This window comes from Methylocystis sp. Uni0008 (assembly GCF_056838045.1).
In genome coordinates, this window is sequence record NZ_JBXEJH010000002.1 from 72,679 (window position 1) to 99,416 (window position 26,738).

At 59.3% G+C, this 26,738-nt stretch carries 26 protein-coding genes; 9 read left to right on the plus strand and 17 right to left on the minus strand.

The genetic code is table 11. From position 1 onward, the window contains the following. Nucleotides 1-120: 120 nt before the first annotated feature. From AC0X69_RS20255 to AC0X69_RS20265, 3 genes are all read right to left on the minus strand, one after another. Entirely contained in the window at nt 121-492 is a 372-nt protein-coding gene (locus AC0X69_RS20255; protein ID WP_482613718.1) for a hypothetical protein, read from the minus strand. A 950-nt stretch (nt 493-1,442) separates the two neighbouring features. Further along, on the minus strand, nt 1,443-1,907 hold the full coding sequence (locus tag AC0X69_RS20260; protein WP_482613720.1) for a hypothetical protein: 465 nt from the start codon (nt 1,905-1,907) through the stop codon (nt 1,443-1,445). Between the two features lie 764 nt (nt 1,908-2,671). Then, the gene (locus AC0X69_RS20265) at nt 2,672-3,547 is read right to left on the minus strand and encodes a PAS domain-containing protein (protein WP_482613722.1); all 876 of its coding nucleotides are present in this window, start codon (nt 3,545-3,547) and stop codon (nt 2,672-2,674) included. A gap of 2,847 nt (nt 3,548-6,394) precedes the next feature. Between AC0X69_RS20265 and AC0X69_RS20270 the strand changes: the two genes are divergently transcribed. The 4 genes from AC0X69_RS20270 to AC0X69_RS20285 all read left to right on the plus strand — a co-directional run bounded on the left by AC0X69_RS20270 (nt 6,395) and on the right by AC0X69_RS20285 (nt 10,477). Then, complete coding sequence (locus tag AC0X69_RS20270; RefSeq protein WP_482613723.1) at nt 6,395-6,745, plus strand: hypothetical protein; 351 nt, start codon at nt 6,395-6,397, stop codon at nt 6,743-6,745. A 1,951-nt stretch (nt 6,746-8,696) separates the two neighbouring features. Beyond that, nucleotides 8,697-9,113 carry a hypothetical protein gene (locus tag AC0X69_RS20275; protein ID WP_482613724.1) on the plus strand — a complete coding sequence of 139 codons (417 nt, stop codon included), beginning with the start codon at nt 8,697-8,699 and terminating at the stop codon, nt 9,111-9,113. Between the two features lie 64 nt (nt 9,114-9,177). Next, nucleotides 9,178-10,023, plus strand: a complete 846-nt coding sequence (locus AC0X69_RS20280; RefSeq protein WP_482613725.1) for a nucleotide-binding protein — start codon at nt 9,178-9,180, stop codon at nt 10,021-10,023. A 307-nt stretch (nt 10,024-10,330) separates the two neighbouring features. Then, the gene (locus AC0X69_RS20285) at nt 10,331-10,477 is read left to right on the plus strand and encodes a hypothetical protein (RefSeq protein ID WP_482613727.1); all 147 of its coding nucleotides are present in this window, start codon (nt 10,331-10,333) and stop codon (nt 10,475-10,477) included. Nucleotides 10,478-10,659: 182 nt separating this feature from the next. Here AC0X69_RS20285 and AC0X69_RS20290 read toward each other — a convergent pair whose 3' ends face one another. The 3 genes from AC0X69_RS20290 to AC0X69_RS20300 are packed head-to-tail and all read right to left on the minus strand — an operon-like array spanning nt 10,660 to nt 11,512. Next, on the minus strand, nt 10,660-10,809 hold the full coding sequence (locus tag AC0X69_RS20290; RefSeq protein ID WP_482613728.1) for a hypothetical protein: 150 nt from the start codon (nt 10,807-10,809) through the stop codon (nt 10,660-10,662). Further along, on the minus strand, nt 10,809-11,081 hold the full coding sequence (locus tag AC0X69_RS20295) for a GDCCVxC domain-containing (seleno)protein (protein WP_482613729.1): 273 nt from the start codon (nt 11,079-11,081) through the stop codon (nt 10,809-10,811). Before AC0X69_RS20295 ends, AC0X69_RS20290 begins: the two co-directional genes overlap by 1 nt. Then, complete coding sequence (locus tag AC0X69_RS20300) at nt 11,081-11,512, minus strand: mercury transporter MerT (protein WP_482613731.1); 432 nt, start codon at nt 11,510-11,512, stop codon at nt 11,081-11,083. The genes AC0X69_RS20295 and AC0X69_RS20300 overlap by 1 nt, the downstream gene beginning before the upstream one ends. Before the next feature lie 77 nt (nt 11,513-11,589). On the opposite strand from AC0X69_RS20300, the gene AC0X69_RS20305 reads away from it, so the two are divergent. The 4 genes from AC0X69_RS20305 to AC0X69_RS20320 all read left to right on the plus strand — a co-directional run bounded on the left by AC0X69_RS20305 (nt 11,590) and on the right by AC0X69_RS20320 (nt 14,413). Further along, nucleotides 11,590-11,997: a MerR family transcriptional regulator gene (locus tag AC0X69_RS20305; RefSeq protein ID WP_482613732.1), complete on the plus strand. Its 408-nt coding sequence runs from the start codon at nt 11,590-11,592 to the stop codon at nt 11,995-11,997. 9 nt (nt 11,998-12,006) lie between these two features. Continuing rightward, nucleotides 12,007-12,441: a hypothetical protein gene (locus AC0X69_RS20310; protein WP_482613734.1), complete on the plus strand. Its 435-nt coding sequence runs from the start codon at nt 12,007-12,009 to the stop codon at nt 12,439-12,441. Between the two features lie 246 nt (nt 12,442-12,687). Next, a complete protein-coding gene (locus tag AC0X69_RS20315; RefSeq protein ID WP_482613736.1) occupies nt 12,688-13,227 on the plus strand; it encodes a c-type cytochrome in 540 nt (179 codons plus the stop codon). Nucleotides 13,228-13,357: 130 nt separating this feature from the next. Beyond that, the gene (locus AC0X69_RS20320; protein ID WP_482613738.1) at nt 13,358-14,413 is read left to right on the plus strand and encodes a Vgb family protein; all 1,056 of its coding nucleotides are present in this window, start codon (nt 13,358-13,360) and stop codon (nt 14,411-14,413) included. Nucleotides 14,414-14,611: 198 nt separating this feature from the next. Here AC0X69_RS20320 and AC0X69_RS20325 read toward each other — a convergent pair whose 3' ends face one another. Beyond that, a complete protein-coding gene (locus AC0X69_RS20325; RefSeq protein ID WP_482613739.1) occupies nt 14,612-15,595 on the minus strand; it encodes an NAD(P)-dependent alcohol dehydrogenase in 984 nt (327 codons plus the stop codon). A 66-nt stretch (nt 15,596-15,661) separates the two neighbouring features. Continuing rightward, complete coding sequence (locus AC0X69_RS20330; RefSeq protein WP_482613740.1) at nt 15,662-16,780, minus strand: PrnB family protein; 1,119 nt, start codon at nt 16,778-16,780, stop codon at nt 15,662-15,664. 860 nt (nt 16,781-17,640) lie between these two features. Between AC0X69_RS20330 and AC0X69_RS20335 the strand changes: the two genes are divergently transcribed. Next, nucleotides 17,641-18,066, plus strand: a complete 426-nt coding sequence (locus AC0X69_RS20335; RefSeq protein WP_482613742.1) for a universal stress protein — start codon at nt 17,641-17,643, stop codon at nt 18,064-18,066. Between the two features lie 231 nt (nt 18,067-18,297). On the opposite strand, the gene AC0X69_RS20340 is transcribed toward AC0X69_RS20335, so the two are convergent. The 9 genes from AC0X69_RS20340 to AC0X69_RS20380 all read right to left on the minus strand — a co-directional run bounded on the left by AC0X69_RS20340 (nt 18,298) and on the right by AC0X69_RS20380 (nt 26,202). Then, nucleotides 18,298-18,474 (minus strand): hypothetical protein, encoded by a 177-nt coding sequence (locus AC0X69_RS20340; protein WP_482613744.1) that lies wholly within the window; start codon nt 18,472-18,474, stop codon nt 18,298-18,300. A gap of 157 nt (nt 18,475-18,631) precedes the next feature. Next, nucleotides 18,632-19,249, minus strand: a complete 618-nt coding sequence (locus AC0X69_RS20345; RefSeq protein ID WP_482613746.1) for a V-type ATP synthase subunit D — start codon at nt 19,247-19,249, stop codon at nt 18,632-18,634. Then, a complete protein-coding gene (locus AC0X69_RS20350; RefSeq protein WP_482613748.1) occupies nt 19,242-20,636 on the minus strand; it encodes a V-type ATP synthase subunit B in 1,395 nt (464 codons plus the stop codon). The genes AC0X69_RS20345 and AC0X69_RS20350 overlap by 8 nt, the downstream gene beginning before the upstream one ends. Next, complete coding sequence (locus tag AC0X69_RS20355) at nt 20,626-22,389, minus strand: V-type ATP synthase subunit A (RefSeq protein ID WP_482613749.1); 1,764 nt, start codon at nt 22,387-22,389, stop codon at nt 20,626-20,628. The genes AC0X69_RS20350 and AC0X69_RS20355 overlap by 11 nt, the downstream gene beginning before the upstream one ends. Further along, nucleotides 22,386-22,883, minus strand: coding sequence for a hypothetical protein (locus tag AC0X69_RS20360; protein WP_482613750.1), 498 nt, complete (start codon nt 22,881-22,883; stop codon nt 22,386-22,388). Before AC0X69_RS20360 ends, AC0X69_RS20355 begins: the two co-directional genes overlap by 4 nt. 152 nt (nt 22,884-23,035) lie before the next feature. Beyond that, nucleotides 23,036-23,332 carry a V-type ATP synthase subunit F gene (locus AC0X69_RS20365; protein ID WP_482613752.1) on the minus strand — a complete coding sequence of 99 codons (297 nt, stop codon included), beginning with the start codon at nt 23,330-23,332 and terminating at the stop codon, nt 23,036-23,038. A 1-nt stretch (nt 23,333) separates the two neighbouring features. Beyond that, nucleotides 23,334-23,675: an ATP synthase subunit C gene (locus AC0X69_RS20370; protein ID WP_482613753.1), complete on the minus strand. Its 342-nt coding sequence runs from the start codon at nt 23,673-23,675 to the stop codon at nt 23,334-23,336. After that, nucleotides 23,672-25,513 (minus strand): V-type ATP synthase subunit I, encoded by a 1,842-nt coding sequence (locus AC0X69_RS20375; RefSeq protein WP_482613755.1) that lies wholly within the window; start codon nt 25,511-25,513, stop codon nt 23,672-23,674. The genes AC0X69_RS20370 and AC0X69_RS20375 overlap by 4 nt, the downstream gene beginning before the upstream one ends. Next, complete coding sequence (locus AC0X69_RS20380) at nt 25,510-26,202, minus strand: hypothetical protein (protein WP_482613756.1); 693 nt, start codon at nt 26,200-26,202, stop codon at nt 25,510-25,512. Before AC0X69_RS20380 ends, AC0X69_RS20375 begins: the two co-directional genes overlap by 4 nt. Nucleotides 26,203-26,738: the final 536 nt, after the last annotated feature.

Below are 26,738 nucleotides of genomic sequence, written 5' to 3' on the forward strand. Positions count from 1 at the left end.
CTTATGCTTGGCCGATGGGGCTCAGAACTTCAGATAGGCCACCGACTCGTGGACGGCTACTCGCACACGCCGTGAATTGATGAACATCACCAGATCTGCTGACCCTGTCAGAAGGGAGAATCATTCCCCGAGACGGCGTGAAAAGCCTCTCAGCCGCTCTATGATAGAAAGCGCTTTCGGCTCTTGCGAGCGGAAGCGCCGACGTTGCTTTCGCTTCTTCGGCATCGAAGATCGCTCTTGATCGTCGCTAATCTCCAAAATCTCTCGTGGAACTGATGGATAAGGCAGATGGTCCCGGTCCGCCGCAGGCGAGCGTTGCGCTTCATCGCCATCAGAAATCTTCCCCGGCTTAGGCAACGATTTCAATGCAAAAACATAGGCTGCGCCGGTGAGCAATCCACCAAGATACGCTTGCGGTCCATAGCCGACAATATCGGCAGCGGCTGCAATGCCGAACAACACGGTCACGACGAACCAAGTCCAGTACAGCAAATGAGCTCTCCATCGGTTTACGCGGTCATCGACGCAGCCCTGCAGATGACGCTCGACGGGGTTAGTCCGCACGGTCGTCACATGAGATATCGCGACAATCCGTCCCCAGGCAACTGAACGTCTTAAGCGCGACGATCGACGGTCGGTCTCGCCATTCCGCGCCGCCATCGAAATCGATGGCGTCGAGCTTCCGAATAGCGAAGAGGCAAGGTGCAGCTGCCGTAAATGCCGATTCTAATTTCCCCAAAGCTGGGTTGGGCCACGGCGACATACACGAGGCGGACGGCGATCGCGATCGCGACATGCGCGATGTCGGCGATGCGAGAGAATTTACGTCCGACGCTCACAGAGCTGCTTGGCCAGCCGATCTTCTCGCAGCTGCGCTCGACTGGACCAACAGCCAGGAGCTCGGCCTTGGCGAGGCCGTTGCTCGATTTTCCTGCAGCAAATTTTGATAAAAGTTCATTTCACATCCAAGCGGTCGATCGAAAGTGTGATCATCTCGCGTTAGACGAGACGCGCCCGGCGTAATTCTGGTCGAGCGCGTCTCTAACCGCCAAATGCGGGCTGGGGATACTGCACATCAGACGGCTGCGTTGAACATAGTCTTCGAATCCCAGCGAAAGTGAGCCGCAACGGCGGCGGCGAGAAGGGGATGCGTTGATCCGCGAGTAGAGCCGCCGCCATACCTTGCCGAACGCCTCGCAGGCTGCCCCCAACCATAATCCTCACTTTCAGCGTTTCACTTCATCACCGGAGAATCGCAAAAAAGAGAAGGCGACTGAGCGAAGTTCTCGCCGAAATCAAGCGGCTTAGAGGATTGAATCAAGCGATCAAATCGCCTTGCAGAAAAGCGTGTGCGCTGCGAAAGCAAGCGCCCTTTCCTACCGAACCACAGGAATTCGAACATTTCTCACGAGATCGAGGCTGACGCGAAGGTATCACCGCCATCACTGATCGCGGGCCGCTCCGGAGAAGCTCTTGCCGTTCCATGTATATGCGACAATGCAGGGGTCGCTTTCTTGCCCACACACGGAATGATCGACCGCGATCAGCAGAACCTTGGCTTTATCTAGATCAACGACTTTCCATTTTTGAGCAAGAAAATGCGTCGGGCTGCCTTCGACGATCAGGATGAGTTCGGCGCCGCCCGCGCCGCCATAAAGTGACGTAGCTGTCGAGCAGGCAAACTTCGCGAAGTCGATGATCTCCTCAGGCGTGCTGTCACCCGTCAGGTCTAGCTTCGTTATTGCATTCTTTGCAACTTTGAATTCGCCCTTTTTGTCGGCGCACGTAGCCTTCGCAGCAGCAATGATTTTTTCAGCTGTCTCCGATGCATGGGCGGTGCAAACGAACCCCAATAGAGCCGCTAGCGAAGCGCACATTCGTAACATGTCGCCTTCCTCCTCTTGCATTATCAGCGTTTGCTCGCCCGCTTTTCTTTTCTTGGGCTCGGAACACATACACAGTAGCTGACGGTTGCGGCAAGGCAGGCTGCGGGGCGAGGAAGTTGAGCGTGGCGGTCGCATTGCGTTGTCGCCGCGTTGGGAGCACTGATTCCAGAAGATCGTGAGCGCCCAGTCCGCAGATCGTGAACGGCAAATCCACGCAATGATGAGCAGTCAATCTGCGGGATCGTGAGCAGCCTGTGGAGGGCTCTGGCGAGCGCCTTCATAAAGAGTGCGACAGCTGTGCCCTTTGGGGCGCAGCGAATTTACCCTGCCAGGCAAATTATTTTGTGTCCCACACTCAGGCTTGAAGTTTTGTTCCCTGGGAGTTGATCCGCCTCAGCTTACAATTGCCGGTCCAAGAGGACATAAAGCGGCGCTCTTTGCCCGCTGATGGCGGGTGGAACGGACTTGACCTCCGGGCAAGAGAGGCGCCACCCCAGGGTGAGACTAAACAAGTAGAACAACCCAGGGCCTATAGAACAGCCGGAGCGCGGTGAAACCGACGGTTTTTCCGACATTGGCCGAGTGGACCTGCGCGCCAAAAGGGGATTTCAGGGGAGGTGAAGGTGAAGCGCTTCAAACGGCTCTCTTCGCGAAGGAGCTCGAAATCCTTTCCGCGACACCCCAGACACAGACAGATGCGCTCGTTCAGCTTCGATTCTGCGTGATATTCCTGGAGAGGAATGGCGGCAGGACCGGTCTCGCGGCAGATGCAATCCGCAATGCAGCTACTGTCTTGGCTGTGAGCCTTGGCGCTGCTTCGCCTCAGTACAAGGCAACTTCTCCAATAGATCGAGAAGCGCTTCAAACCCCACCGGTTTCGCCAGCAGACCGTCAAAACCGGCGCTTTTCGATAGATGCGCTTTAACCTGCGCGCGCGACGTGCTGAGGGCTACGAGAGGGACTGTTTCGGCCCCAGGCGACTCACGGATGCGACGTATAATTTCGATGACCTCTACGTAGGGGATGCTGATATCAAGAAAGACAATCTTCGGCACAAAATCATCCAACGCGCCCGCGCCGTCTGCTCCGCTGTAAGCGAGCCGGACATACGCTCCGACTGTTTCGAGGAGCAGCGCAAGTCGATCGGCGGCGTCACGATTGTTATCAATCACAAGAGCCTTAACTGGCGCTGCTGAGGCCGCGATCTTGGAAGCAAGGCCCGCTTCCAATCCACGCTTGTCGCGCTGCGCCGTAATGTCGTGCGCGATGCCGATCATCCGAACCGGCCGCCCGCGCTGGTCTCGCTCGACGATACCTAGCTCGCGGAACCACGACACTGCGCCATCTGCGCTCAGCACGCGGATCTCAGTTTCAAACCGTTCCGTCTCGCCGCGTAGCGCTGCTTCAATGTCTACGCAAAACTTCCTTCTATCTTCTGGATGAACAGCATCCCGGACAGCGGCGAAACGACTGAGCATCCCAGTGTTTGAGTAAACATTGGAGTCAAACGGATCGAAGCGCCGCACGATGTCCCGTATGATATCCCACTCGAAGCTGATCGTAGGAACCGCGTGTAGCGCTAAGCGTAGCGCAAGTTCATTACGTCGCGACCGTTCCGCGCGAGCGATACCTAAACGCAGTTGCCGTCTAAGTTGCGTCATTGCAGCATCGCCGTGATTTATCGATTATTCTCCCGATCATCGGTCAGTACAGTCGATTTGAATGTTAGGGCAACATCAGGCCGTTGGCCAGCGCGGACGCACTTAGCGATTCTTGCTGGCGCGATGTCGTTGACCAACGAGAGACTCCGACGCCGCGCACTCGCTCGCTAAATTTCGTGCAAAGGTTGTTCCTCCGCCAATCTAAATCTTTCCGATGTGCGTAGTTCTACCCAAACCTCCGTCGCCGGACGTCCCGCAATTCAGTTCGGTCAACTGAATCGGCTAAGTGAGCCGGGACTATCCCCGTAGCGTAAATGCGAATAATGACGAAAAGACTGGCGCAAGTCATCGCAGCTTCCATATCGGCGCCAACGACGATTCTCTCGCTGCCAAACAGCAATGATTTTATAGTTGCCGGTGCCGGCGCCGCTTCAAGCGGCAAAAGCTGGCGGCGCCGTTATGACCGGCAAAATGCGCCGCAAATCGCGCTCCTTTCCGTTCGCGCCGTCCGAGAGTGTATCGGCGGGATGCAGCGCTTCTCCTTCTCTTCCGAGGCAAGGTCGTGGGGCCCAATCATTCGTTGAGGCGCGCGCTTCCGAACCACTCATTCGCGATATGGTCTATTATCTGATGATGGCGTGATCGACGCGCGCCCGCGCGTCGATCATTGGCGAAATCTAAAAAAACAGCCAGGCGGCCTTCGCCAGCTTCGCCAAAAATGACCGGGAACCTGCACCCTTTGAAAAGGAACGGCCCACGCCTCCCTCAAACCGTGGGCCGCCCCGCGCCTTGCGGCGCTGCACCCGCCAGGGGGCGCGTAACAGAGCGAAGCCCGTCCATTGCAAGCTTCACCATACGAAACGGGCGGCCCCTTACGGTCATGAGCTAAGAGGCCGCCCGCAGCGCCATTTGAAACCGATGAGATGAAACAAAAGTTAAATTGCACTGCGTCGCCGCTCGTCAACCCCGTGCGCAGCGAGGGTGCGCGCCACTCGGCACATGCGCAGCGGCATCATTGATGAACAGTTGCGCGCGAATTGCCGCTCTACTTGCTGTACGTGTCCCCGGGGAGTCCTTCAGCATTCCTCCTCGTTGCCCCATGAGGCGATCACCGTCTAACCGATATTCTTCGCCGGTCCCACGCATCGTTCGCAACTCATTTGACAGGCGCAGACCAGCCGCCGTCGGCGGAATGAACCTTCCGGAGCGCCTCAGCGCAATCCTCTTCAACACCGCCAGGCCGGCCGGCAGAGCCGCTGGCCGAACGCCATCCATTTGCCGGTCGACATCTCTGGTTCCAGCGAACTTTTAGGCCGCGCGCGCTCCGATGCGCCGGCAATTGTCACGCGACAACTGCTACACGCCATCCGAAACCAAAGACGCTCGGCTATCGCACTATCGATCGCGAGAATCGGAGAGACTGCCAAGGGGCGGAAGCGCTCGCATTATGGATTGTCGGAGTTCGTTCGCGCCGTCATATTCGCTCAGCCGTTCGATCGCGGCTCGAAGGACCCATGGTTTACACCGAGCGGCCTCCACGCGCCTTGCGGCGGCCACTCCGTGGCGCTATGACTTTGCCATGTTGGCATCTGGCGCTAAAAAAACGTGGACGACCGCGCATTGATAGAGAAGCAGTAAATGTTCGCCTTGAAAGGCGGTCGCTTGACGCTCTCGACGCGTGGATCGCGAAACAGCGCGAGCCACAATTGACGCGCCCAGCCGCGATCCGACGATTACTCCAAAAGGTGCTGAGGACGAGTGAATTTTAGGACGAAATTGCCGCCATCCTATGCGAACGCCTCAAGAGCAGCACAGCTCAATTTTGGTGTGATTCTTCAAACTTTGAAAATTCTCGCTTGGCTATCTGCCCTTGCAATTGTAGCGCTCTCGCTGGTCCCTGGTTATCTGCGGCCCTCTACCTTGTCCTCGGCGAGGGTGGAGCACTTCCTAGCCTACGCAGGCGCAGCATTTCTTTTCGGCATCGCTTACTCCTCCCTTTGGGAGCTCGTGTCGGTTGGGGCGGGCTCGCAGCCGTTAGTGTCGTGTTGGAGGTTTTTCAGGGCTTAGTTCCCGGCCGCTCGCCTCACATTCTTGACGCGCTTGCGAGCACCACCGGGCTCACGATGGGGCTCCTGTCTGGCGCTGTCGTGAGCGCCTATTGTCGCGCCGTGATGAGAAGGAAGCGGCTCCCAACGGGATTGCCGTGAATCAATCATCTAGCCGCGACCAGCTCGAGTAAGCGATGAGCGCTCGACGGCGGATCCGTGACGTTGATGGTCCTTATGCTCAACTGGTCCTACAGTCAGGAAGGCCCGGGCGCGGGGCGCGTCAGACGACGGTGAAGGAGAAAGCAAGCTCGTCGAACACGGCGGCAATTCAGCAGCCGACGCTCGGCGCCCGACGGCGATGGACCAAGGATGGCGCGTCGATTGTCACTGCGGCCATCTTCAGCGGCGCTGTGAGTTGTGACGGCGATCGCGCAGCGCCTCGGCCTCGGCTGCGCGCGAGGGCGTGGGCGCGGCAAATGACAGGCGCAAGGCTCACACCCGAGGATTTGCATAGCGCAAGCTGTGGGCGCCTTGTCACGTTTTGCTCCGCCTTAGTCTCCTCTTTGTCGGCCAAAACGCTGCGACCGTGTATGTAAACCGCGGGGATCCGACGGTTTTTACTAAAGATTCGACGCACTCTCGCATTATGCTATATTGTAGCGGTCTGGCCCGCGTCATGGGCTCTCAAGACGACCGTCCAACACTATCGGACCGGTCTGGTCCGCTCGGCAGCATGCGGCGAAGCGCAGACCAAGCGCATGCCAAGCGATCTCACAGTCATTCTTTGGCGGGGGGATCCATGTTCAATCGTCTGCGAAGCTCAGCCAAGATCAATAGTTTCGTTGGCTCCGGCGTGATGCTGATGGGTGTCGCGCTATTGTCGCGCCCGACCTATGCGCAGGACCTGCGCGTCGGTTGCGCCCTCATCCAACACTTCGGCGGCGCGGAAGTGAAAATGCTGCTCGAACACGTGCGTTCGACCGTCGGCGACGGCGAAGCGAACACGCTCTACACAAAATACGTTGGCCTGCGAAACGATTGCCAGTCAAATCAAAGGGCGTTTCGAGTCGTTCATCTTTCCCCGGCAATGCACAGACTGCTGGACGATTACGGCGTCAACTTTCGTCATTTCGCGGTTTCGGGGCGCTAATGCGCGAGCGTGCCGATCGCGGCAGCGGCGCCGGTGTGTCGCCGCGCGTTCCCGCCATCGGCGTTATCTGACGCGCATGGGCCGGCGCCGCATTGGCTGGCATTCCTTCATTCTTCTTTGTCCCGTCATCAATGGCCAGACTCCTACGCTGCTGGACGGCGGAGAGATCGCAGAGACATGCGGCACAGCTGGACGCAAGCCCGCATCTGAGCCTTGATAGTCTCGCTGCTGCGATCTGCAGATAAATACCGCGACGTTCGCGCCTTTCTTACTACCCCGTTGTTCCTAAACCGACTCTCGAGTCGCGCCGGACCGCCGGCGGTCGCGCTCGCGTATTCGCTTTGTCTTTCGACGGTCGATCCAAACTCTATTAAGAACGACGCCTCAGCGCTGAAGCAATGGCGTTCCGCTGAGCGTTTAGGAGCCCCGAAGCATGCTAGCCGGTCGCGACCAGCCCCGCAAAAAGTCTGCGCCGGTCACGGCGAAAGCCTAGTCTGGCGATGGCGCGATGCTCTTAAGCGCGCCATCGCAAGCGCCAGGCGCGCTTCGCCCGATGCCAACGCTCACTTCCAGAGCGCCAGGCGTCCAAGCCCTCTTCCGTCGACAAGGGTTGGCTTGCGCGCCGTGCGCGCATGCGAAACTTTGACGGGTGCGACACCCCGAACTCCTTCTCGGCCTATCGCAACGGCGCGCCTCCCTCCACCATGGCTACTGCCCGCTCACGCAGCTCAGAAGACTCGCCATTTTGTATAAATCGTCTCTCCCTGCACAACCGAGCCGCAGCAAACCAAACGTTGCGAAGGTTGAATGATAGGGAGCTGAGACCCGAATCAGCTTGATGCATCAATCACGCTTGCGCAGTCCTCGGCGTCAGTCGCTTGCATCTCTAATGGCGAGCGAAGCAGGTCCGCCTCGTCAGGATCGGCAATCCGGATGTTAGTTCCCAACTCGGGAATCGACCGACTGCTGGAAGCCATTTGACCGATGGCCGGAACGAAAGAACCCGGTCGCGCTGGCGGGCGGCGACCGGGCTCGAGCTTGATCAGGCTTGGGGGCCTTGACCAAGTGTCATCTTACAGCGCCGTTCATCGGCGCTCAAGTTTTTTGACCTGTCCGGAGAATGCGGCGTCACGGGTTCGCGCCTGCGATGGAGTGCGCTGTCGTCGAATTCACGTCGCAACGATAGAGGCGCGGCAAGGAAAGGCGCGGCAATGCCATCCCGAGCGCCGCCGCGCAGCGACCTGAGAACAATCGCCGAGTAGCCGGCGTGACTTGCGCCAGCGCCGAAAAAACTCGGTGTGACGCAGGCGCTATTCGCTGAGCATCTGGTTCATTGACACAGGCGCCTCGCCACCATCTGACGCGCTCTCACGCGCGCGGCGTGCGGCTCGGCCGCGTCCCGGTGCGGCCCGGCGCTCGCCTGTAACTGAGCGGAATGCAACTATCGGAGAGCGGACGACCGCAACGCCCGCTCGCACTTTGCCCAAATCGAGCGTGTCGCGGATGCGCGGATGGTCCAAAGACGCCGCAGCGCCCGCGAGAGCGTGCACGACGCGCACGAAACCATGGCCCATGATCGCGTCGTGGCGCTCGCTTCGAGCGAGTGGAAATCGCGAGGAAAGCACCAAGCGGGCGCGGGAGTCGCCGGGGAAGTCCGCTGAACCAGGATGTAGATCGCACAGAGCGGCCTATAGGAAACGACAATGCTCCCCACGGGAGCAGTGTCGATATTTGGAAAATTCACTATTCACGCCGCGATCTCGTCGCAAATGACGCGATATTTTCGTCGCACGCCATCTTGATTCGATTCGTGATCGCTCGGCGTCCCCTGGCTAGTCCCGCGGTCTTCTGCTGGACATAGAGCGAGACACATGACGATCACGCAAGGTTGAAGGAAAGCGATGCTGTGGACAAAAACGCGGTTAAAGCGAGCTTGGCGATCTCCGATAGAGTGTCAGCCCTTCAATCGGCGTTACGCTCGGCTCCGCCGAAAGAAGGCGCCCGCTCCCGCAGCCCTCTGAAAGCCGCAGTCGCGCAATTGCTGCCGGATCTGCTCGCTTTCCGCGCGAAAGGGTATACGGGCGCGGAACTCGCCGAGATATTGCGCTGCAATGGCTTTGTCATCGCCGTCCGCACGTTGAACAAATACATCAATGAGGCGCGCGCTCGCCCCGCCAAGCGACGCAAAAGGACAAAGGCGTCCGTCACCGCCAGGCCAAAAACGACGACGGCTAAATCAGGCTCGAGGACAGCCGATGCGGCGAGAACGATCGCGACGTCTCCTTCGCTATTGGCGACGAAGCCTCCGACGCAAGCTCGAAGAACTACGAAGGACGTTCTGGGGCATCGCTTCGACGACGATGTGTAACGAACAAGATCTAGCGTCGCGGCCAATCGCGACACTTAACCCCGACAGCAAAGGACATTCGGACATGGCTACCGCTACTGCCGCCGTCAAAGCCCGTCCTCGCGCGGCTGCCTCGCCCGCCGCCGTCAAGCGCGTGGCCCTCGTCGCCAATGAGAAAGGCGGTGTGGGTAAGTCTGTGTTTACGCGCACGCTCGTCGATCACCTCCGCACCAGCGGCAAGCGCGTCGCGGCCTATGACGCCGACAGCAGCGTCGGCGCGACCGCGCGCGTTCTCGGCAGCCGTGACGCCAGCGGCGCAGTGGAGCGCGTGCAAAATCCAATTGAAGGCGTCGGCTATTACAACGGTCGCGCGGATGATGAACGCAACATTCTGCTCGACTCGATCGAGTCTGGCGAAAGGCTTTACGTTCACGATCTCGCCGGCGGCCTCTTGGCGGACCTCACGCGGATCGTCGACGGCGGCGAAGGACTTGAGGGGCTTCTCGACGCATTCGAAGCTCATGGCTACAGGCTGACGTTATTTCACGTCATTTCGCCGGACGTCGGCGCAGCTCAATCCGTCGCTCGATGGTTGAGTTTGATCGGCGACAGAGCCGATCACGTCGCGGTGATCAACCTCAAACACGGCAAACCGCCGAGTGATTTTCCGTTCTGGTATGGCTTCACCGACGCCAAGGGCGTGGCCAAAGGGGGCAAGACGCGCGAAAAACTGCTCGTCATCGGCGGCGTCGAAATCGAGTTTCCCGCTCTGCCTGCCGGCACTTTCGCCAAACTGGACGCCGAGAATATCCCGTTCACGCGCGCCGACAGGGCCGGTCTGCTGACGATCACCGAAAGGGCACACGTCGCGAAATTCCTGCGCGATTTCGCCGCCGCGTTGACGCCTGCATTTCCGTTCCTCGGCCTCTGAGCAAACGTAATCCGAGCCGCATTTCGTCCCCGGCTTCTGCTTAGTCAGGAACGTCGACCGGACGCCGTCCGCCTAAACTTTACTCCGTGCGACCAAAAGACGGTGGTGGCCTTGTTGTCGGCGGCGACGACAGCGGCCAAGAGCAGATAGCGTACAAGCGAAATCACAGGCCGCAGAGCCGGAGGGTGAATGACGAGGGTAGTGCGTTCGAGGCCCAGGTCCGGCGCTTCGCTCGAAAGACTTTGCAATGAAAATTCCAACTCGTGCGACTACATGCCTAGCATGGGAGCAGCTTGGAGAGGGAGCGATGGTCAAGACCGGCGAGGCGCAGTTTCCCGCCGACGGACGGGTGCAGGTGCGGCCGATCCTTGCCGCTGACCCGCGAATTCCGAAGTTGAAGAAAGAACGACCGGCAAGCAAGGGGCGCATCCACAAGGGGAGGACGCGCAGTTGATCGGCGCATTTCGCGCGCCGCCATTCCCAACGTCCGATGTAGAGAGGCGCCTTGACGTCGAAGGATCACAGCGGCTGCGTGGACTCACGCTCGTCGCCGCCGCCGCATGGCGTTCGTCAACCGCTCCGCGCAAACGATCATGGAGGAATTTCCAAGAGCCTGATCCTTGTCGTGCTTCTCGGCTACTCCGCCTTCGTGCCCGATCTCGCCATCAGGTCGTTCCCAAATCGACCGACGGGTGGTTGGCCGGCGCTCAATAGCGTGGTGAGGTCTCGCTGATCGCCTTCCGTGATCGCGCGGATCTCCTGCTGATCGGCGGTGCTCTGGTCCATCAAAGCCTGTGGTCTCGAGTGGAGGAGCATCGCGCCGCCTGACTTGACAGATCGGAGCAGCAATTCGCGGCGCTGTCCCGTTGTTTCGCTTCCTGCATCGGTGGACAAGGAACGTCCCCAAAGGAACAAAAGACGCAGCAATCCCCGGCCTTTGGCCTGAGCAAGGCCCCGCAAGCCTTGCACTCATAATAGAACTGGCAGGCGTCCGTCGACATGGTTTCCGTCGACCTATGGCCGCAGGCCGGACAGGTGAGCGTCGAGACGATCGGCATCACCGGCCCCGAAACAGCTTGAGCAGCACAGGATCTATGTAACTCCAGCTTTCTGCCGCCGCCACGATCACCGAGACGCATAGGAGAAGCGCCAGCGTGGCGGGTGAGCTTCCGCGCGACGCGCACCGCGACTCAGACGCGCAAAGCATTGGACATCTCCGCCACCATGCCGCCCAACCTCCCACGACGGCCAAGGCGCTAAGAGCAAGAAACGGGATGCGCCAAGCGGCAAAAGTCGCGAGCCCGCCGAGAATGCTTGCGCCCGCGCCCAGCGCGGCGAGACCGAAGGGAATGGCGCAGCAAGAGGACGCCACCACTGCCCCCAGGCCCGCTGCGAGTCCTAGCGCCGCGAACCACTTCGCCGCGGCTGTCGTGGCGGGCGGCGGCGCCTCCGGCGGCATCATCTGTTGTGCGCGGGTTGTGATCGCCATGTCTCGCTCCTCCCTCATGATTGAGCTATTCTGCATTCCGTAGCGGCTACAGGTGCAAGCGGGGAATTATTCACGGCATGAGGGTATTGACGATCGGAAGGCTCGCCGGCGCGGCAGGCGTCAATCTCGAGACAGTGCGCTATTACGAGCGCATAGGGTTGATGCCGAAACCGGCCCGGACGAAAAGCGGCCACCGCGCCTACGAAAAGGCGCACGTTAGACGGCTGGCTTTCATTCGCCGCGCTCGCGAGCTCGGATTCAGCATCGACGATATTCGCATTCTGCTGGCTCTCGCTGAGCCGGCGCGCGGCTCCTGCGCCGAGGTGCGCGGGATCGCGCAAGCGCATCTCGATAATGTGCGGGCGAAGCTCGTCGACCTCGCCAAACTTGAACAGATTCTCGCCGAGACGATCGCCCATTGTTCCGGCGATCCGGCGCCACCCTGTCCCGTGCTCGACATGTTGGAGGCCGGGGAGGCGACGTAGTACACACTCATGGAATCGGCAGAGGCCAACAATGTCGCGATCCAGGCGAACGCACCTTTTGCCCTTTTGACCTTACGAATAAAAAGCGAAATTGGCACTTTCGGCTCAATCGCATATTTGGCGGAAGCGCGCCCTTGGCAAAAGGGGACACGTTTTCCACAAAATGGAATTTTAGTCCCGAGCCGATGCCTCACTGATCACCCGATACCTCGCCGGGGTCGCCGTCTTGCGTCGGCATTTTTTGTTGCTCTTGCCGCGTGGCTTGGATCGAGCAGCGGCCGCACATTCCAGCGCTCGCAAGGAGTTCGGACCCGTCTGGCGGCGCCTTCGCGCAATGGACCGCGGATCCTTGTGATGATTGTTGGCGGCGCGCTGATTTCGCGCTGTTTTCGCGCCTCAACCGCTTCCGGCGGTTCTGCAGGCATCGCCGCTGCTATGGGGTGAAGGCCGCATCGAGACGCGTTCGTCTTCGGAGCCATGGATCGATGGCGCAAGCAGCGGCTGCTGACCCCGCATGGGGGTAAAAGGCGGCGCCGCGCGTCTCGACGACATCGAACCCCAGCCTCGAGGAGACGGCGAAGTTCTGTGCCACGCGCGGATGACGATGAGGCCCTTGCGCCCCAACGATCGCTCAAGGAACCGGTCCGCTTTTCGCAGGACGCCCCATATGACTATCGGGGAGGGTGCGCCATGAAGTTTCTTGCCGGCTTCGTGACAGCGTTCATCGTCAGCGCGCTCGGCGCTTTTCTCGTCATCGTCAGCGGCGTCTACAACGTGGCCGCCACCGCGCCCCACACGGCCTTGGCGCGCGTCGTTCTGAGTTGGACCATGCGTAATTCCGTGCGAGCCCACGCGGGAAACGAGTCGCCAGAAACATGGAGTGAGGATCAGATAAGAAAGGGATTCAAGGATTATCACGACATGTGCGTCATTTGTCACAGCGCACCGGGGAAAGAGCGCAGTTACATCAGCAAAGGCCTGCGACCGGAGCCTCCGAATCTCGCCGAAACTTCAGGGCGATGGAGCAGCGCGGAACTGTTCTGGATCATCAAGAATGGCGTCAAGCTAACTGCGATGCCCGCATTCGGGCCCACGCATCGGGATGAGCAAATATGGAATATCGTGGCCTTCGTTCGTCGTCTACCTCGGCTCTCCGCCCAACAATTCAAGACGATGGAGGCCGATATCGAAAAATCTTCAGAGAATGAGCATGGTCACGATCACAAATAAGCGGCTGGAAAGGCAAACTCGCAGAAAGACAAAATCGCGAGTAGAAAAGGATTCAGCATAGGCGCTGCTATATCCAGAAAGATTGAAGGGGGAAGGTTGGGCGCTAATTCTCGGTATGCCTCGAGAGTTGATGATGCGCAAAAAACGAGTCTTGCTGACCCTCGCGGTCGCAATCAGCATTGTTTCGCCGAGTGGAAGTGGCTTCCGAAACGACGCTTCGATCTCAGACATCGTTGTTCGAGACATTCATGTAACCTTCAAGGAATGGCGCGTGCCAACGCCCGGCTCGCACCCCCACGATCCTCTCGCCACGAGCGATGGGGCTATCTGGTACACTGGACAGATGGTCAACCTGCTCGGCCGTCTTGATCCTAAGACCGGTCAGTTTCGGGAGTACCGTCTGAAAACCGCGAACTCGGGTCCGCACGGGCTCGTCTCCGACGCCGGCGGCAATATTTGGTTCACGGCGAGTTTCAAGGGTTACGTCGGCAAGCTCAATCCCATGAACGGCGACATCCGAGAATTTCCGCTTCCCGATCCGAAGGCCCGCGACCCGCACACGCCGGCCTTCGATCAGGAGGGAACGTTGTGGTTCACCGTGATCGGCGGAAATATGATCGGGCGTCTCGCTCCGGCGACGGGCGAGATCAAGCTTGTCTCATCACCGACCGCAGATTCCCTGCCCTATGGCTTGGTGGTAAATTCCAAGGGCGCGCCGTTCTTCGCCGAATTCGGCTCGAACAAGATCGGACGCGTCGATCCCCAGACGATGCGGATCGAGGAGTTCGTTTTGCCAAATCCCCAGGCGAGGCCTCGGCGGATCGCGGTGACCAGCGACGATCTCATTTGGTATTCAGATTACCCGAGGGGCTATATCGGCAGATTGGACCCGGCGACCGGCGAGGTCGTCGAATGGCCGTCCCCCGGTGGCGGAGAATCCGGACCTTACGCGATTACTGCGGTCAACGATATCATCTGGTACGCCGAGTCGGCGGCTACGCCAAACATGCTGGTGCGATTCGATCCGAAAACTGAATCGTTCAAGCGGTGGCCCGTCCCTTCGGGCGGCGGCGTCATCCGCAATATGACCCCGGCGCCCGAGGGCGGACTGGCGCTTGCCTGCAGCGGCGTCAACATGGTGGCGCTCGTCGAAATAAGCCAGGAAAAACGAATTCGACGAAACTGAATTCGTAAACGGAAGAGGAAATATCGCACGAACGCCATCCCTCAACACGCGCGGCCAGCCAGGTCCGCACATATGGCAAATATTTGCCAACGCGGCCCGAGCAATCCGAAATTCCATGGAACCAAAGCGCCGAACCGCCGCTCAGGTCTCCCCTGCAACATGCCCGCTCCTCGAACAAAAGCCGCGCCGCGCTGCGATCTAGACGGGCGTGTGCGTTTTGGAGCGATCGGATATTTCCAAGACCATCTTCCCGCGCACGTGGCCGGCTTGGCCGACGCGGTGGGCTTCCGCTGCCTGCTCAAGAGGAAGCCTAACGCTTACGACTGGCTTCAGTTTCCCCTCGTCCACCAGTCGACCGAGATAAGCGAGATCGTCCCCGTTGGGTCGAACCATAAGCAGCCTGGCCTGCTTGGCTCTGCCGAATGCCTTCGCGAACTTCTGAATAGCGCTCGAGAAAAAGAACGCCGGGCTCGGCAACGTCGTGATATAGACGCCGCCGGGCGCCAGAATCTTTCGGCAGGCAGAGAATGAACTTTTGCCGACGACGTCGAAGATGACGTCATAATTGGCCCCTTCAGCAGTAAAGTCACGCTGGTGGTAGTCGATGACCGAATCCGCGCCGAGTGAACGGACGAACTCGACGTTGGAGGGCCCGCAGGTGACGGCAGTCACTGCGCCGAACGCTCTGGCGATCTGTACGGCGAAGTGCCCCACCCCACCCGCTCCACCGTGGATGAGAACCCTTGAGCCTCGGGAGAGATTGCCGAGATCACGCAGAGCCTGCAAGGCCGCACATCCTGCAATCGGCAATGAAGCAGCTTCGGCGTAATCCAAAGATTCGGGCTTCGAGGCGGCCATCGCCTGCTTTACGACCGCCAGTTCCGCATAACCGCCGCCTCGCCTCGGATCACTGAAGCCAAAAACGAGATCGCCTGCCTTGAACCTTCTGGCAAGCATGCCTGACGACACGACTTCGCCCGCGACATCCGACCCCAAAACATAAGGGAAGCGCAGGCGGAGTAAGAATCGCAATTGGCCTTGCCGAATCTTCCAATCCAAGGGGTTTACGCTGGCTGCTCGGACACGAACAAGCATCTCCTCGTCGCCTGGCTGCGGATCGGGCAAATCTCGCAGGCTCAAACTGTCTGCGTCGCTGTAACCATCGATCGCGATTGCTTTCATGCGCTGGCTCCTGCTTTTGCCTCGCCTCACGCGCGGCGCCGATCGCTCGTACTCGCTCGCTACTGCTCAAAGACAGTGCGCCTCGGTTTCGACGAGCATCTGTTGCAGCCACTGCATATAGGGAGTGCCGCCCGTTCCTCGCGGGTCATCAGTCCAACGATTAATGTATTCCTCAGCCCAGCCGTAATGGACCCGCCGGAAGCTTGCCATCGCCTCCAAGACAGCGTTGTAGGCCTCCTTATGCAAGGGATTTCGCACATCGGCCATAGCCTCAACCTCTTCGATCAACGCCAAATGTTCGGCCGGCATGTAATTGCGCATATCGAAGAGATGATCCGAGAGCAAAGACCGCTGATGTGGAATCTTCATAAAGGCTACCAGCGTCGGCATGATGCTGCTCTGTGCGCCCGTCTCGCCACGGAAATGCAAGGGGGCTTGATCGACGCCTTCGTAGGTCACGTTCTCGAAAAAGCGAATGTAAGGCCGGAAGGTCCTATAATAAAGCGTCGGATCCATGTGCTCAGGAATGCGCTTGAGCACCTCGACCTGTCGTCGTATCGCCTTCTCGATGCGCCAAAGATCGGCGCTAAGATCAGAGGCGCTTTCAACGATCAGCCTACGCTTGATCGTAGCGATCGCCGACAGAATCTCCGCTGCGATGGCTTCGATCTCGACATGCACGAGTATGAACCAGCGCTCGTCGTACATATGGACAAAGTTCTGGATCGTGTCGATGTTCCCGAGCGCGATCGGCCCGTTCTTGCGAAACCGTTTCCAGTTGTACAGCGCATAGCCGTCGTAACTGAGAATTGGCGGTCGGTTGAGCCGTTTCGCCGCCTTAGTGAGCGGTTCGGCAATGTTGAGAGGAAGAGACGTAGCCGGCTTTTGACCGACTTGATTGATATAAGCCGATGCGAGGAATCCAATCCGGACGTAATACAGACGAAGCTGTGAAAGAGTCGTCTCGGAGATGGGATCCTCCCAGGGGGGAATGCGCAACGCGCGCGCGTAGGTCCGGAACTCCTTTTCATGAAGGAGACTGGGTAGATCGCGCCCGATTTCGTCGAGCGCGGCGTAAGGCGAACCAGACGGAAAGGCGGTGAGCGGATCTAATTCCGGAAGGAAGCCGCGACACGAATATTTCGGCTTTAGCAGCTCACTCTCTTTTAGCGTGATCGTCGGCAACTGTTAAATTACTCCCATTGACTGTGGTGAGCGTAAGCGTAGCGACTCGCTGCAAACGAGAATTGTCGAGACATCTAAGACACGGCCTTTCCCGCGCGAGGGCGACGCACGTCCAAACCTGAACCGTGCGCCAGCCCCTGTTCGGCGAAGGCCAAGAGAGCCATCAGTAGGTTTGAAAAGAGAAGTCATCTGATCCGTGCGGCTCATCCTGAGGGCGAGTACTCATAATTAGAGGACTTAGAAGCTCGGACGCTCCAAGTTCTCGGGCTTTTTTACGGCTCTGCTCATCGGCCGGATTTGCGCAGCGCCGCCAGTGGAGAACCGCAAGCGCCCATACAGCCTGCTTCCAGTGGGTTGGGCACGGCGTCACGTCGCGCCTCTCCATCGGCGTCGCAGTGCTCCCGCGCGTCGCCGCTGCATTGCGATCGTGTGAATCATGCGCATCGCCAGTGCGGGTGAATTCCATTGACTGGCGGTAGACCCAAGGGCCGTTTGCGCTCCTCCGCGGTCACTGGCGTATGTCAGCGATGTCCCTCCCAACGGATGATGACCGGGGTGCAGGCACATGAAACCGCAGAAGTTGACGAATATGCAAAGGACGCAGTAGCGGCTTGCGCTCTCCGATTCATCCGACCGTACCCGCCGCCTCTCAGCATTGGGGCAAAATCTAGCGACGCGCGCCTAACTCCCCTGCAATGTTGCTGGACGCCGCCCTAATACAGGGAGGGCTGGGGCAGTCTTGGTCGGCGAAGGCGGGGGCGCAGATAGATGGCCTTCGCGCGCGCATATGCCCAAGGCACCGTTGCCTCGGCAGTAGACATCGGCATTTAACTACTAAAGGGAGAGCCAAGGAGGCGAAGATGTTCAAGAAGATTCTTGCTGCAATCGATCTCACCGAATCTCAGATGACAAAACAAGCGATTGACAAAGCTGCGGCGCTCGCTCGGGCCTTCAATAGCGAACTCCGGCTTGTCAACGTGCAGACGCTTATCCCAGTCGCCTTTCTTGACTACGTCAAGGGAGATTTCGACACGGATATTCGGCTAGGCATTGAGGAGGAGATCACGGCCCTCGCGGCCAGCGTTGACTACGCGAAGGAACGCGTTTCGACTGTTGTGCTGTTCGGTCCCGTCTATCAAAAGATTCTGACGGAAGCCGAGGAGTGGAGCGCTGACGTCGTGGTCGTAGGATCCCATCGGCCCGGAATGGATCGGTTTCTCATCGGCTCTAACGCCGGCGCCATCGTACACCACGCAAAGTGCTCAGTGCTCGTCGTGCGACAGTAGCGCCTTCGCCTTGACGTCTCGGGGCGGGCGGTGAAAGTCTGGTCTGGCTGCCTTAAACCCAGCCATGCTGACGCCTTTCGCAAAATGGAGCAATCGTCGAATGGGTTCCTTTGTTGTCCCGGCTGCGCCTGTATTCCCCCATGGGCGCCTATCTGTCGCGGATGCGCGACGCCCCTGGCCGGCATAGCTCCCCATGGTTCCCTCTTTCCTGCGCCTCCTGCACTTCGTGGTCTAGACGAATGAAAGCTCGCCGAGCCGCGTTTCGCCGGTGACGGAGCCCTTCAAGGCTTCGGCGAGCTTGACGGCGTATCCGGCCTTGCGGCAGTGCATGACGCGCGTATTGCGAACCGACGCCAACTCCGGCGTCGCTTGATCGGGCAGATGTCGCGCGCAAAACACACCGATCAAGCTTGTCCGCGCGTTTGATTGATTATCGTTGATTTATCGGATCGGTGTCGGGAGCCGGCAACGTTCTGCTCCAGAAGCGCATAATGCTGGGTCGGCGCGGCTTCAGGTAATTCACGTCCCAGAGAAACTGAACGCGTTCATTGTACCTCAATCGCGCTCATCGCACCTTGGACGACCCTTTCATTACCCACTTGGCATGTATCAATTCCTCTCGATCTACAGCATCGAGACGGTCCTCGACACGCCTAATCGCCTCTTCAACTTCGGGCAAAAGGACATTCTCGAGAGCTTTCGCGCGGCGATTCGCGCGTTGGTACTCGCGACCGAGCCGATGAAGATTGCTTGCTCTTGCCCCCACGTCTGCCGAAATCCGAAGTAGACGTTCAAAGGCCCTCCGACAGGACTTTGCTTCCGGCGACGGGTCAATTGCCTCGAGCGGAACGCTGAGAGACTCGGCGAATTCCCCAAGAACAAGCAGAGGAACGCCGAGCAGGCTCCCCTCGGTCGCAAAATCGATGCTCGGCGCTGCCGGCGCTGGGTAAATTTGCAGAGCGTCGAGACCATGCCGCTCGACGGCCGCTTCGAGCGCTCGTGCGGCGACGCTTCGCTCGGCTTCAAATATTTCGAACAACTGCTCATAGATTTTGAGTTGGCGGAGCATTTCGGTTGCGAGCAGAATGCGCTGTTGATCTAGGAATTCGTAGCCCTCGCGCATAAGTTCGCGCTCGCTAATGAGCTCGAGCGCCGCACTTCTCGTGGTCGTCGCCTCACGCATGGGCGCCTTCATTCTCATTAAGGTGAATCGAGATCTGCGCATCGGAAAGACGCGCGAGTTCGAGCTTGGGCAGCCGTCGTAGCGCGCGCCAGCCTAGCTCCATACTTTCTTCCAAAGTCCGTGAACGACTCTGACGGATCACATCGTGTTCGAATAGATCGGCGAACGCCAGGTACTGACGATCTATATGCGTCAGCCCATCTCGACCGACGACGCTTGCGAGTAGCCGCACCTGCGTCGCCTTCGCGTAGGACGCGAAGAGTTGGCTCGCAAGTGCGGGGTGGTCTTCATGCGTGAAGCCGGCGCCGACGCCCTGGTCCATCAAACGCGAAAGGCTCGGCAAAACATTAATAGGCGGATAAACGCCTTTATGATCTAGCGCCCGATCAAGCACCAGTTGGCCCTCGGTGATATAGCCCGTCAAATCCGGTATTGGATGGCTGATGTCGTCGGCCGGCATGGTCAAGATCGGCAGTTGTGTCACGGTTCCTTTTTCGCCGCGCACGCATCCGGCGCGCTCATAAAGCGAAGCGAGGTCCGAATACATATAGCCTGGATAACTCTTACGACTCGGAACTTCGCCGTGACTGGCTGAGACCTCACGCAGAGCTTCGCAATAGTTCGTCATGTCGGTTACGATGACGAGGACATGTCGATCCTCATGAGCCGCCAAATATTCCGCCGCGGTAAGAGCAAAGCGCGGCGTCAGCAGCCGCTGAGTCGACGATTCGCTTGCTAGATTGAGGAACATAACCGTGTGCGCGAGAGCGCCAGAATTCTGCATCGCCTGACGAAAGCCTTCTGCAGTTTCATGCGAGATGCCGATGCCCACGAAAACAATGGCGAACGCGCCAGCGGCATCTCCCCGCAATCGCGCATTCTGGGCAATTTCGATGGCGATGCGGTCGTGCGGCAACCCCCCGCTTGAGAAGATCGGCAATTTCTGGCCGCGGACCAGGCTATTCATCAAGTCGATAGCCGAAACGCCCGTCTCGATGAGATCGCTCGGCAGATCACGGCGCACGGGGTTGAGCGGTTCACCATCGATACGCAAGCGCCTCACCGCGGCGATTGGAGGTCCGCCGTCAACTGGTTGGCCGACCCCGTTGAAGATGCGCCCCAGCAGACCTGGACCGAGCTCGAAATGGAGGGGCTCTCCAAGAAAGCGCACACGAATGTCGTGAAGTCCCAGTCCGATCGTTGGTTCAAGGATTTCGATCACGACGACATCGTCATCGAGCGCCGCGATGCGACCGAGTCTCGGCTTTTCGCCTCGTTGCAGGATTTCAACCGCTTCGTTCAAACCGACTTGGACACTGCGATTCAAGAATAGCAGCGGGCCTTCGATCGCGGTCGCGCCGCCTTGAACTGAGAGCTCAGGCAGCATGTGGCGCGGCCTTTCTGGTATGAGCTGTTCTCAATTCGGCTATCTCCGCCTCCAAAGCGCTACGCAATTCCTGAAATTTCTCCAACTCGCCTTCGCCGATCTCCTCTCCCATTCGTCGCAACCGACGCAATATGCTAAGTTCCGCTAAGTCCTGCGGCGGCACGCCAGCATCTTCGAAGGCAAGCTGCACAAGCTCGAAGAATCGAAATATGAGGCCGAGCATCGCCGTCTGTCGTTGCGGAGAGCAGTAGCGGTCGACCTTCGAGAAGGCCGACTGGCGTAAAAACGCCTCATTGGCGAGACCGGCGCAAAGCAGCGTCAGCTGACTGGAGGGCGGCAAGGCGTCCCTGCCGACGATTCTCGCCATCCGCTCGAGACTGGCCTGACTTTCAAGGAGCGACATGAGCGCCTGTCGGCGCTCTCCCCAATTTGGGTCGCCACGCGCCGCCCACCAAGGCGCAAATCGCGACGCACCCTCGGAGTAAGACTGCAGCGGGTCGATCGCCGGATAAAAGCGGGCCTGCGCTCGATTCCGATCAAGGCCCCAAAAGCTGCGGACATTACGTTTTGTATGGCTGGTCACCGGTTCCGAAAAATCGCCGGCCGGCGGGCTAACAGCGCCAATGATCGTCATTGAGCCGATCCTGCCGGAAAGCGTCCGCACCTGCGCCGCGCGTTCATAAAATTCAGCCAATCTTGAGCCGAGATACGCCGGGTAGGCGGATTCCCCAGGCAGTTCTCCCAGGCGGCCCGACACTTCCCGTAAAGCCTCCGCCCATCTGCTGGTCGAGTCCGCCATCAGCGCAACATGGAGCCCTTGATCTCTGAAATACTCGCCAACAGTGACAGCGGTGTAGATGCTCGCCTCACGCGCTGCGACCGGCATGTTTGAGACATTCGCAATGATGACGGTGCGCTCCATCAATTCTCGGCCGGTGCGAGGATCGTAAAGCGAGGGAAAATCGTGCAGGACTTCAGCCATTTCATTGCCGCGCTCGCCGCAGCCGACGTAAACGATGACGTCCGCGTCGCTCCATTTTGCAAGGGTTTCCTGCAAGACCGTCTTGCCGGCGCCAAATCCGCCGGGCAAGGCTGCGCGTCCGCCTCTCGCCACTGGAAAGAGCGTGTCGAGAATGCGCTGGCCAGTGATCATTGGCTCATCACTCAGCAGCCGCCCCTGAACGGGCCGCGCTCGCCGCACTGGCCAATTGTGAAAAAAGCCGATTTCTTGCAGCGAGTCTGATGACGTGCGAATCACGCAGAGTTTCGCATCGGGTCCAAACTCGCCTTCCTCGACGATATGCTCCACGACGCCGGCGACGTCTGGCGGCAGAAGGCACAGTTGCGACACGCCGCTACTCGGGATGGAGCCGAAGGCGATGCCCGGCGTTACCGTTTGGCGAATTTCGACCAAAGGATGAAAGGGAATGGGACCACGAGACCGGCTCCCAGCATCATTCTCTCTCGGCGCTTCGTCGAGGGGACGCAGCAACCCATCGAAGATGTGTCCGAGGAGGTGGGGACCTAAACGCACCGACAAAGGATGGCCGGCGCCGTGGACCAGATCCCCTGGCCGAAGCCCAGTCGTGTCTTCATAAACCTGCCCGACCAACTCCTCGCCCTTCAGTAGAATCACCTCGCCTCGCAGCCGCCGGTCGCCGACTTCAATCGCTTCGCCGATGTGGAAAGAGCCCCTGGCGCGCGCATAAAGCACAGGACCGCCGATCCACCGAATTACCGCTTCGCTCGTCATTTCTTCACACCGCGCCGCGGGCGCTCGCTTTTGGCTTGGGAGTTGATCTCAGCGAGAAGTGAGGCTTCCCTGGCGCGCCGATCCGCCAAGAGTCCTTGCGACGTCGCGTCGAGCGTCGCCTGACCAGCGCGAATCCTGAGCCCGGCCGTGATGTCGCGATCAATTGTGAAACTGATGTCATCCTGCCCTTTGTCGAGGAGTTCGCAAATACGCCTTTGGTCGTTGGCGCTCCAACCAGGAGGACGTTCAATGGTCCAACTTCCTGCCATTAATCGATCACGCGCATAATGAGCGACGCCCTCAAGCCAGCGTGAGCGGGCGGCGGAACTTTTCCAGCGGGCGTCGAGCGCTTCGATCAAGAATGGCCAAGCTTGCCTGAGCGCCTCTGCAGCATTTTGTTGCGCGCGCATGCGCGCGGCCTCTTCGATCTTGGCTCTGTCACGCGCTAAACGGAGAGCGCGATTTCTACGCAACTCGTTAACGGCGTCGCGCATGCGCCGACGCGCGGCGGCGTGAGCCTGGGCGAGAATAGTACCCGCCTCGCGATCAGCCGCTTCGTCGATGACTCGCATTTCATCCTGCATCTGCCGTTCGATTTCCCGCAGAAGCATTTCCGCCGGGAAAGTGCCTCCCTCTCCAATCTCGTTCATGGCTCGATACCCAGGAGGACCCTGAGCCTCCCGCCAAGATCAGGCGAACGCGCAGGCGACAGGAGGTCGGAGACGATGACGACAATAGGTTGAGCCGCGCGAAGCGTCGCCTCGAGGTCAGATCGTGGTATGTGCCGAGCAATGCTCGCGGCGATGATGACGAGCGCCGCCTTCCGCTTCGCTTCTTCCAACGCCGGAACTATGGCCTCGATAGGGGGCGTCATTGTCTCGATGCCCGCAAGGCGAAAGCCCGCCGCGGCGACTTCGTCGCCGATGAAAATGGCCGCGCCCATGTCAACCAACTCTGTTTAGAATTAGGACAGCGACGATGAGCCCATAGATCGCGACGCCTTCCGCGAGGCCGACGACGATAAGCACCCTGCCCAGCAATTCAGGCTTCTCGGCGAGAGCGCCAACCGCTGCGCTTCCAACGGCGGCGACCGCATAGCCTGCCGCCAGAGCGGAGAGTCCCGATGCGACGGCGGCGGCGATCATGGCCCACTGCGCAACACCGGAATCGGCGGTTGTTGGCGCAGCCTCGACGGCTTCGGCGAACTCTAGCTGCGCCAAAAAGACAATAGCTAAAGCGGCAATAAAACTCAACGTCGCCATCGAAGGCGTTCGCAGCAGCATCATGACGCACCTCTCAGCGAATTCGCGTCGGAGACGTGGGGTGAAGAAAGCGGATTGAAGTCGCGCCCTTTGGCGGTAAAAAAGCGAATAAAGAACTCGAACAGCATCAAGCGGGTCGCTTGAACGCTCACCACCAACCCTTCGAGGGCGATGATAAAAAGATTGCCGAGCGCCAGCGCGAATCCGTAAGCGACAGGGCCACTGGCCTGGGCAAAACTAACAACAACCGCCGACAGCGCGGCATGTGCAAGCGCGAAAGCCCCAATGCGTGCGAATGAGACCGTATTCACGAGCAACCGCAAACACTGCTCGACAAACTCTGCGGCGCCCCGCAGACCAACGGATAGTCGCCCCTCTTGCGCGAACATCGCTGAGCCGAGAATGTACCAGACCGCGCCAAGAGCTACGAGAATTAAGCTCTCGGCCCAGATCGGCGAAAGGATCAGTCCGAAATAGGCGACGGACAGGCCCGCCTTACTTTGCCACCAGCGGCGTGCGGCGCCGCGCCAATATTCCTGCGCGGCGTCAAGCGCCATGCCAATTGAGAGAACCGCCACGCCGATGGATAGAGCGGCGATGAGCAAAGCGACCGGCTCGACCAACGGACGAATCCATAGCGCGGGAATAATATCCTCTCTGCAAAACACGCTGCCGAATAGAAGACCGAAGCCAATGGCGGCGAGCCCTCCAGGTACGAGGATCTTAAGGAAAGCAACGCGACGACCGAAGATTAAGCCGACTGCAAGAAGGACCAGGCCTTGGCCGACGTCGCCGAACATAAAACCGAACATTAGCGGGGCGAGAGTCGCCACGATAAGGCTCGGATCAGCTTCGTGGCGCGCTGGCACGCCGAGTAGCCGAGCAAACATCTCGAAGATGCGAACCCAATAGGGGTTACCGAGAAGCATCGGCGGCTCCGCTCCAACCGGCGCGTCCGAAATGCGGAGCGCATAACGCACGCCGGTTTGATCGAGCGCCTTACGCAGGACCGTTCCCCCAAGATCATTGGTCCACCCAGTGATCCACACAAGCCTTCCGCTTCCGCGCAATGCGCTTACATTTCGGGTGAGCCACTCGAGAATCGCAATATCTGCCAGCGCTTGCGAAATCCGTAATCGCGCAGACAATGCCGCAAGCTCCCCGCGCCGTGCGTCATTCTCCTTTTCAAGGCAAGAGAGACGTTCCGATATGACCCGCTTGGCGTCCGTTACGAAAGGCGGCAACCAAGCGGGGAGCGGTATGAAGCGTCCTTGGACATTTAGAACCTGCGCCTCAAATTGGTCGATGTCCGGCGGCAGGCCAACCGCTAAGACGTAGTTCGCAGCCGATGATTGCCAGCCATGGAACAGAATTCGAGCGGAAGGCTGGCCCGGCATCGCGCCCGCCGGCAGCAATGCAAGCCTAGCCCGCAGTTTTGGGCCAGCGCCCGCCAACAGTTGGGGAGCAGGGAACTCGTCGCCGACATAGCTCAGCGCTTCTCTTAGAGAATTTAATTCTGCGGCCCGCCGTAATTTGTATTCAAGCGGACCGATGATCGAGTCCGCTTTGACACGCCACGCCGCTAGCCGCCGACAAGCAGAGTCCAATATTCTAAGAGCGCATTCCGGCGGCCGTTTTTGTTCCGCCACGGGAGCAGGCCAATATGCCCGGTAACGACTCGCGAGCTCACGGTAATCCTTTAGGCGCCGTTCCAGATCAGGAGCTAGCAAAAGCTCTGCAAAGCGATTGGACGTCTCAAGCTCCACAGCGCCTGTGCGCGAAAGGCGTTCCATGGCGTTCACGACATCGGCGTGCACCGTAATCAGCTCAAACCAGCGTGCAGGAATTGGGCGCAACGTCATCCGGACCTCTCGGCATATGCGGCATCGAATAACCGTCGTCGAACGAGGCTGCCGCGCAGACGCTCTACATCGAGAGCCACCAGCGCCAGGTGGCAAAATGCGGCGGCAGGCGTCCCGCCGCATCTGCGAAACATTCGCGTCAACGCATGCGCCAATTTCTGCCGATAGAGTTGGCTCAATTCTTCGACGCTGGCCTCGGCGAGCTCGCTAACATGAGCTTTAACAAGATCGGCGAGTTTCTCGAGCGGTGGTTGATAGTGAGACCCGCAGCGCTGCGGCCACAACGTCCGCCAGTGTGCGCGCCAGCTTTCGCCAAGCCCGATTTCCTTAGGAGCCGCTGCCAGCGGAAAGAACGGAGACGCTCGGAGCTTGCCGAGGCGCGTATCGTGATCGGCGTCAACGAGTGGACCGAACAGCGGGTCGTCGCGCAGCCAAATCGCCGTCTCACCGGCGAGAAGGCGATCCAACACGACGAGATCCGGGACATAGCTGACCCAGAGCGTCGCCCGCCTCCACGCTGGCGGCGTCCAACTCCCAATCTCCGCCACATATGAATGCCATGCAAAGCGCAGAATGCGCTCGATCGCATGACTCGTCATCTCGTCATCTATGCGATTGATGAACCGGCGAAGCGAGGTTGAGCGCGCTTTCTCTAAGAGGCTCGCCTGCGTTTTGGCGGTCTCGAGCATACGCCACTCGGGCTCGCCCAAGCGCGCGCCATGGCGAGCTTGCAACCTTGCCTGGACATAGCTCCACTCAGCAAGAGGCCTCATCGTCGCCACCCGTGAGCTTCGCTGCGAGGCGCGCAGCCGCCCGCCTCAGCGCAGCGGTATTTTGTCGAGTGCTGGGGATCGCCTTAGCCGAGCTTGGCTCGCCCAAGAGTTTTGCAGCACCATTGTCGATTGAGCCGCATGACGCGTACAATCTCGAGATGCGGGCTTCAGTTCGCCGCCCGAGCGCATTGGCGCTTTCCTGAGCAGCCGCCACCAGGAGCTGCGCCCGCCGTCGACACTCTTGAAGCGCGTTCTCGCTTTCGCGTTCAGCCGCGAGAATCCGCTCGATTGCGGAGGCGTCGCCCGGCCGGCCCTGTTTTCCGAGTTCTGGATGTGCCACGTCTCCACTTTCACAAGAACGACCTTCATGAGGCCAGGGTGTGATGCAACTATAGGATTTTCTCTAGGAGAACATTTAGAGCCTTCGCCAAAAGCTGCCACATCCGAGACAT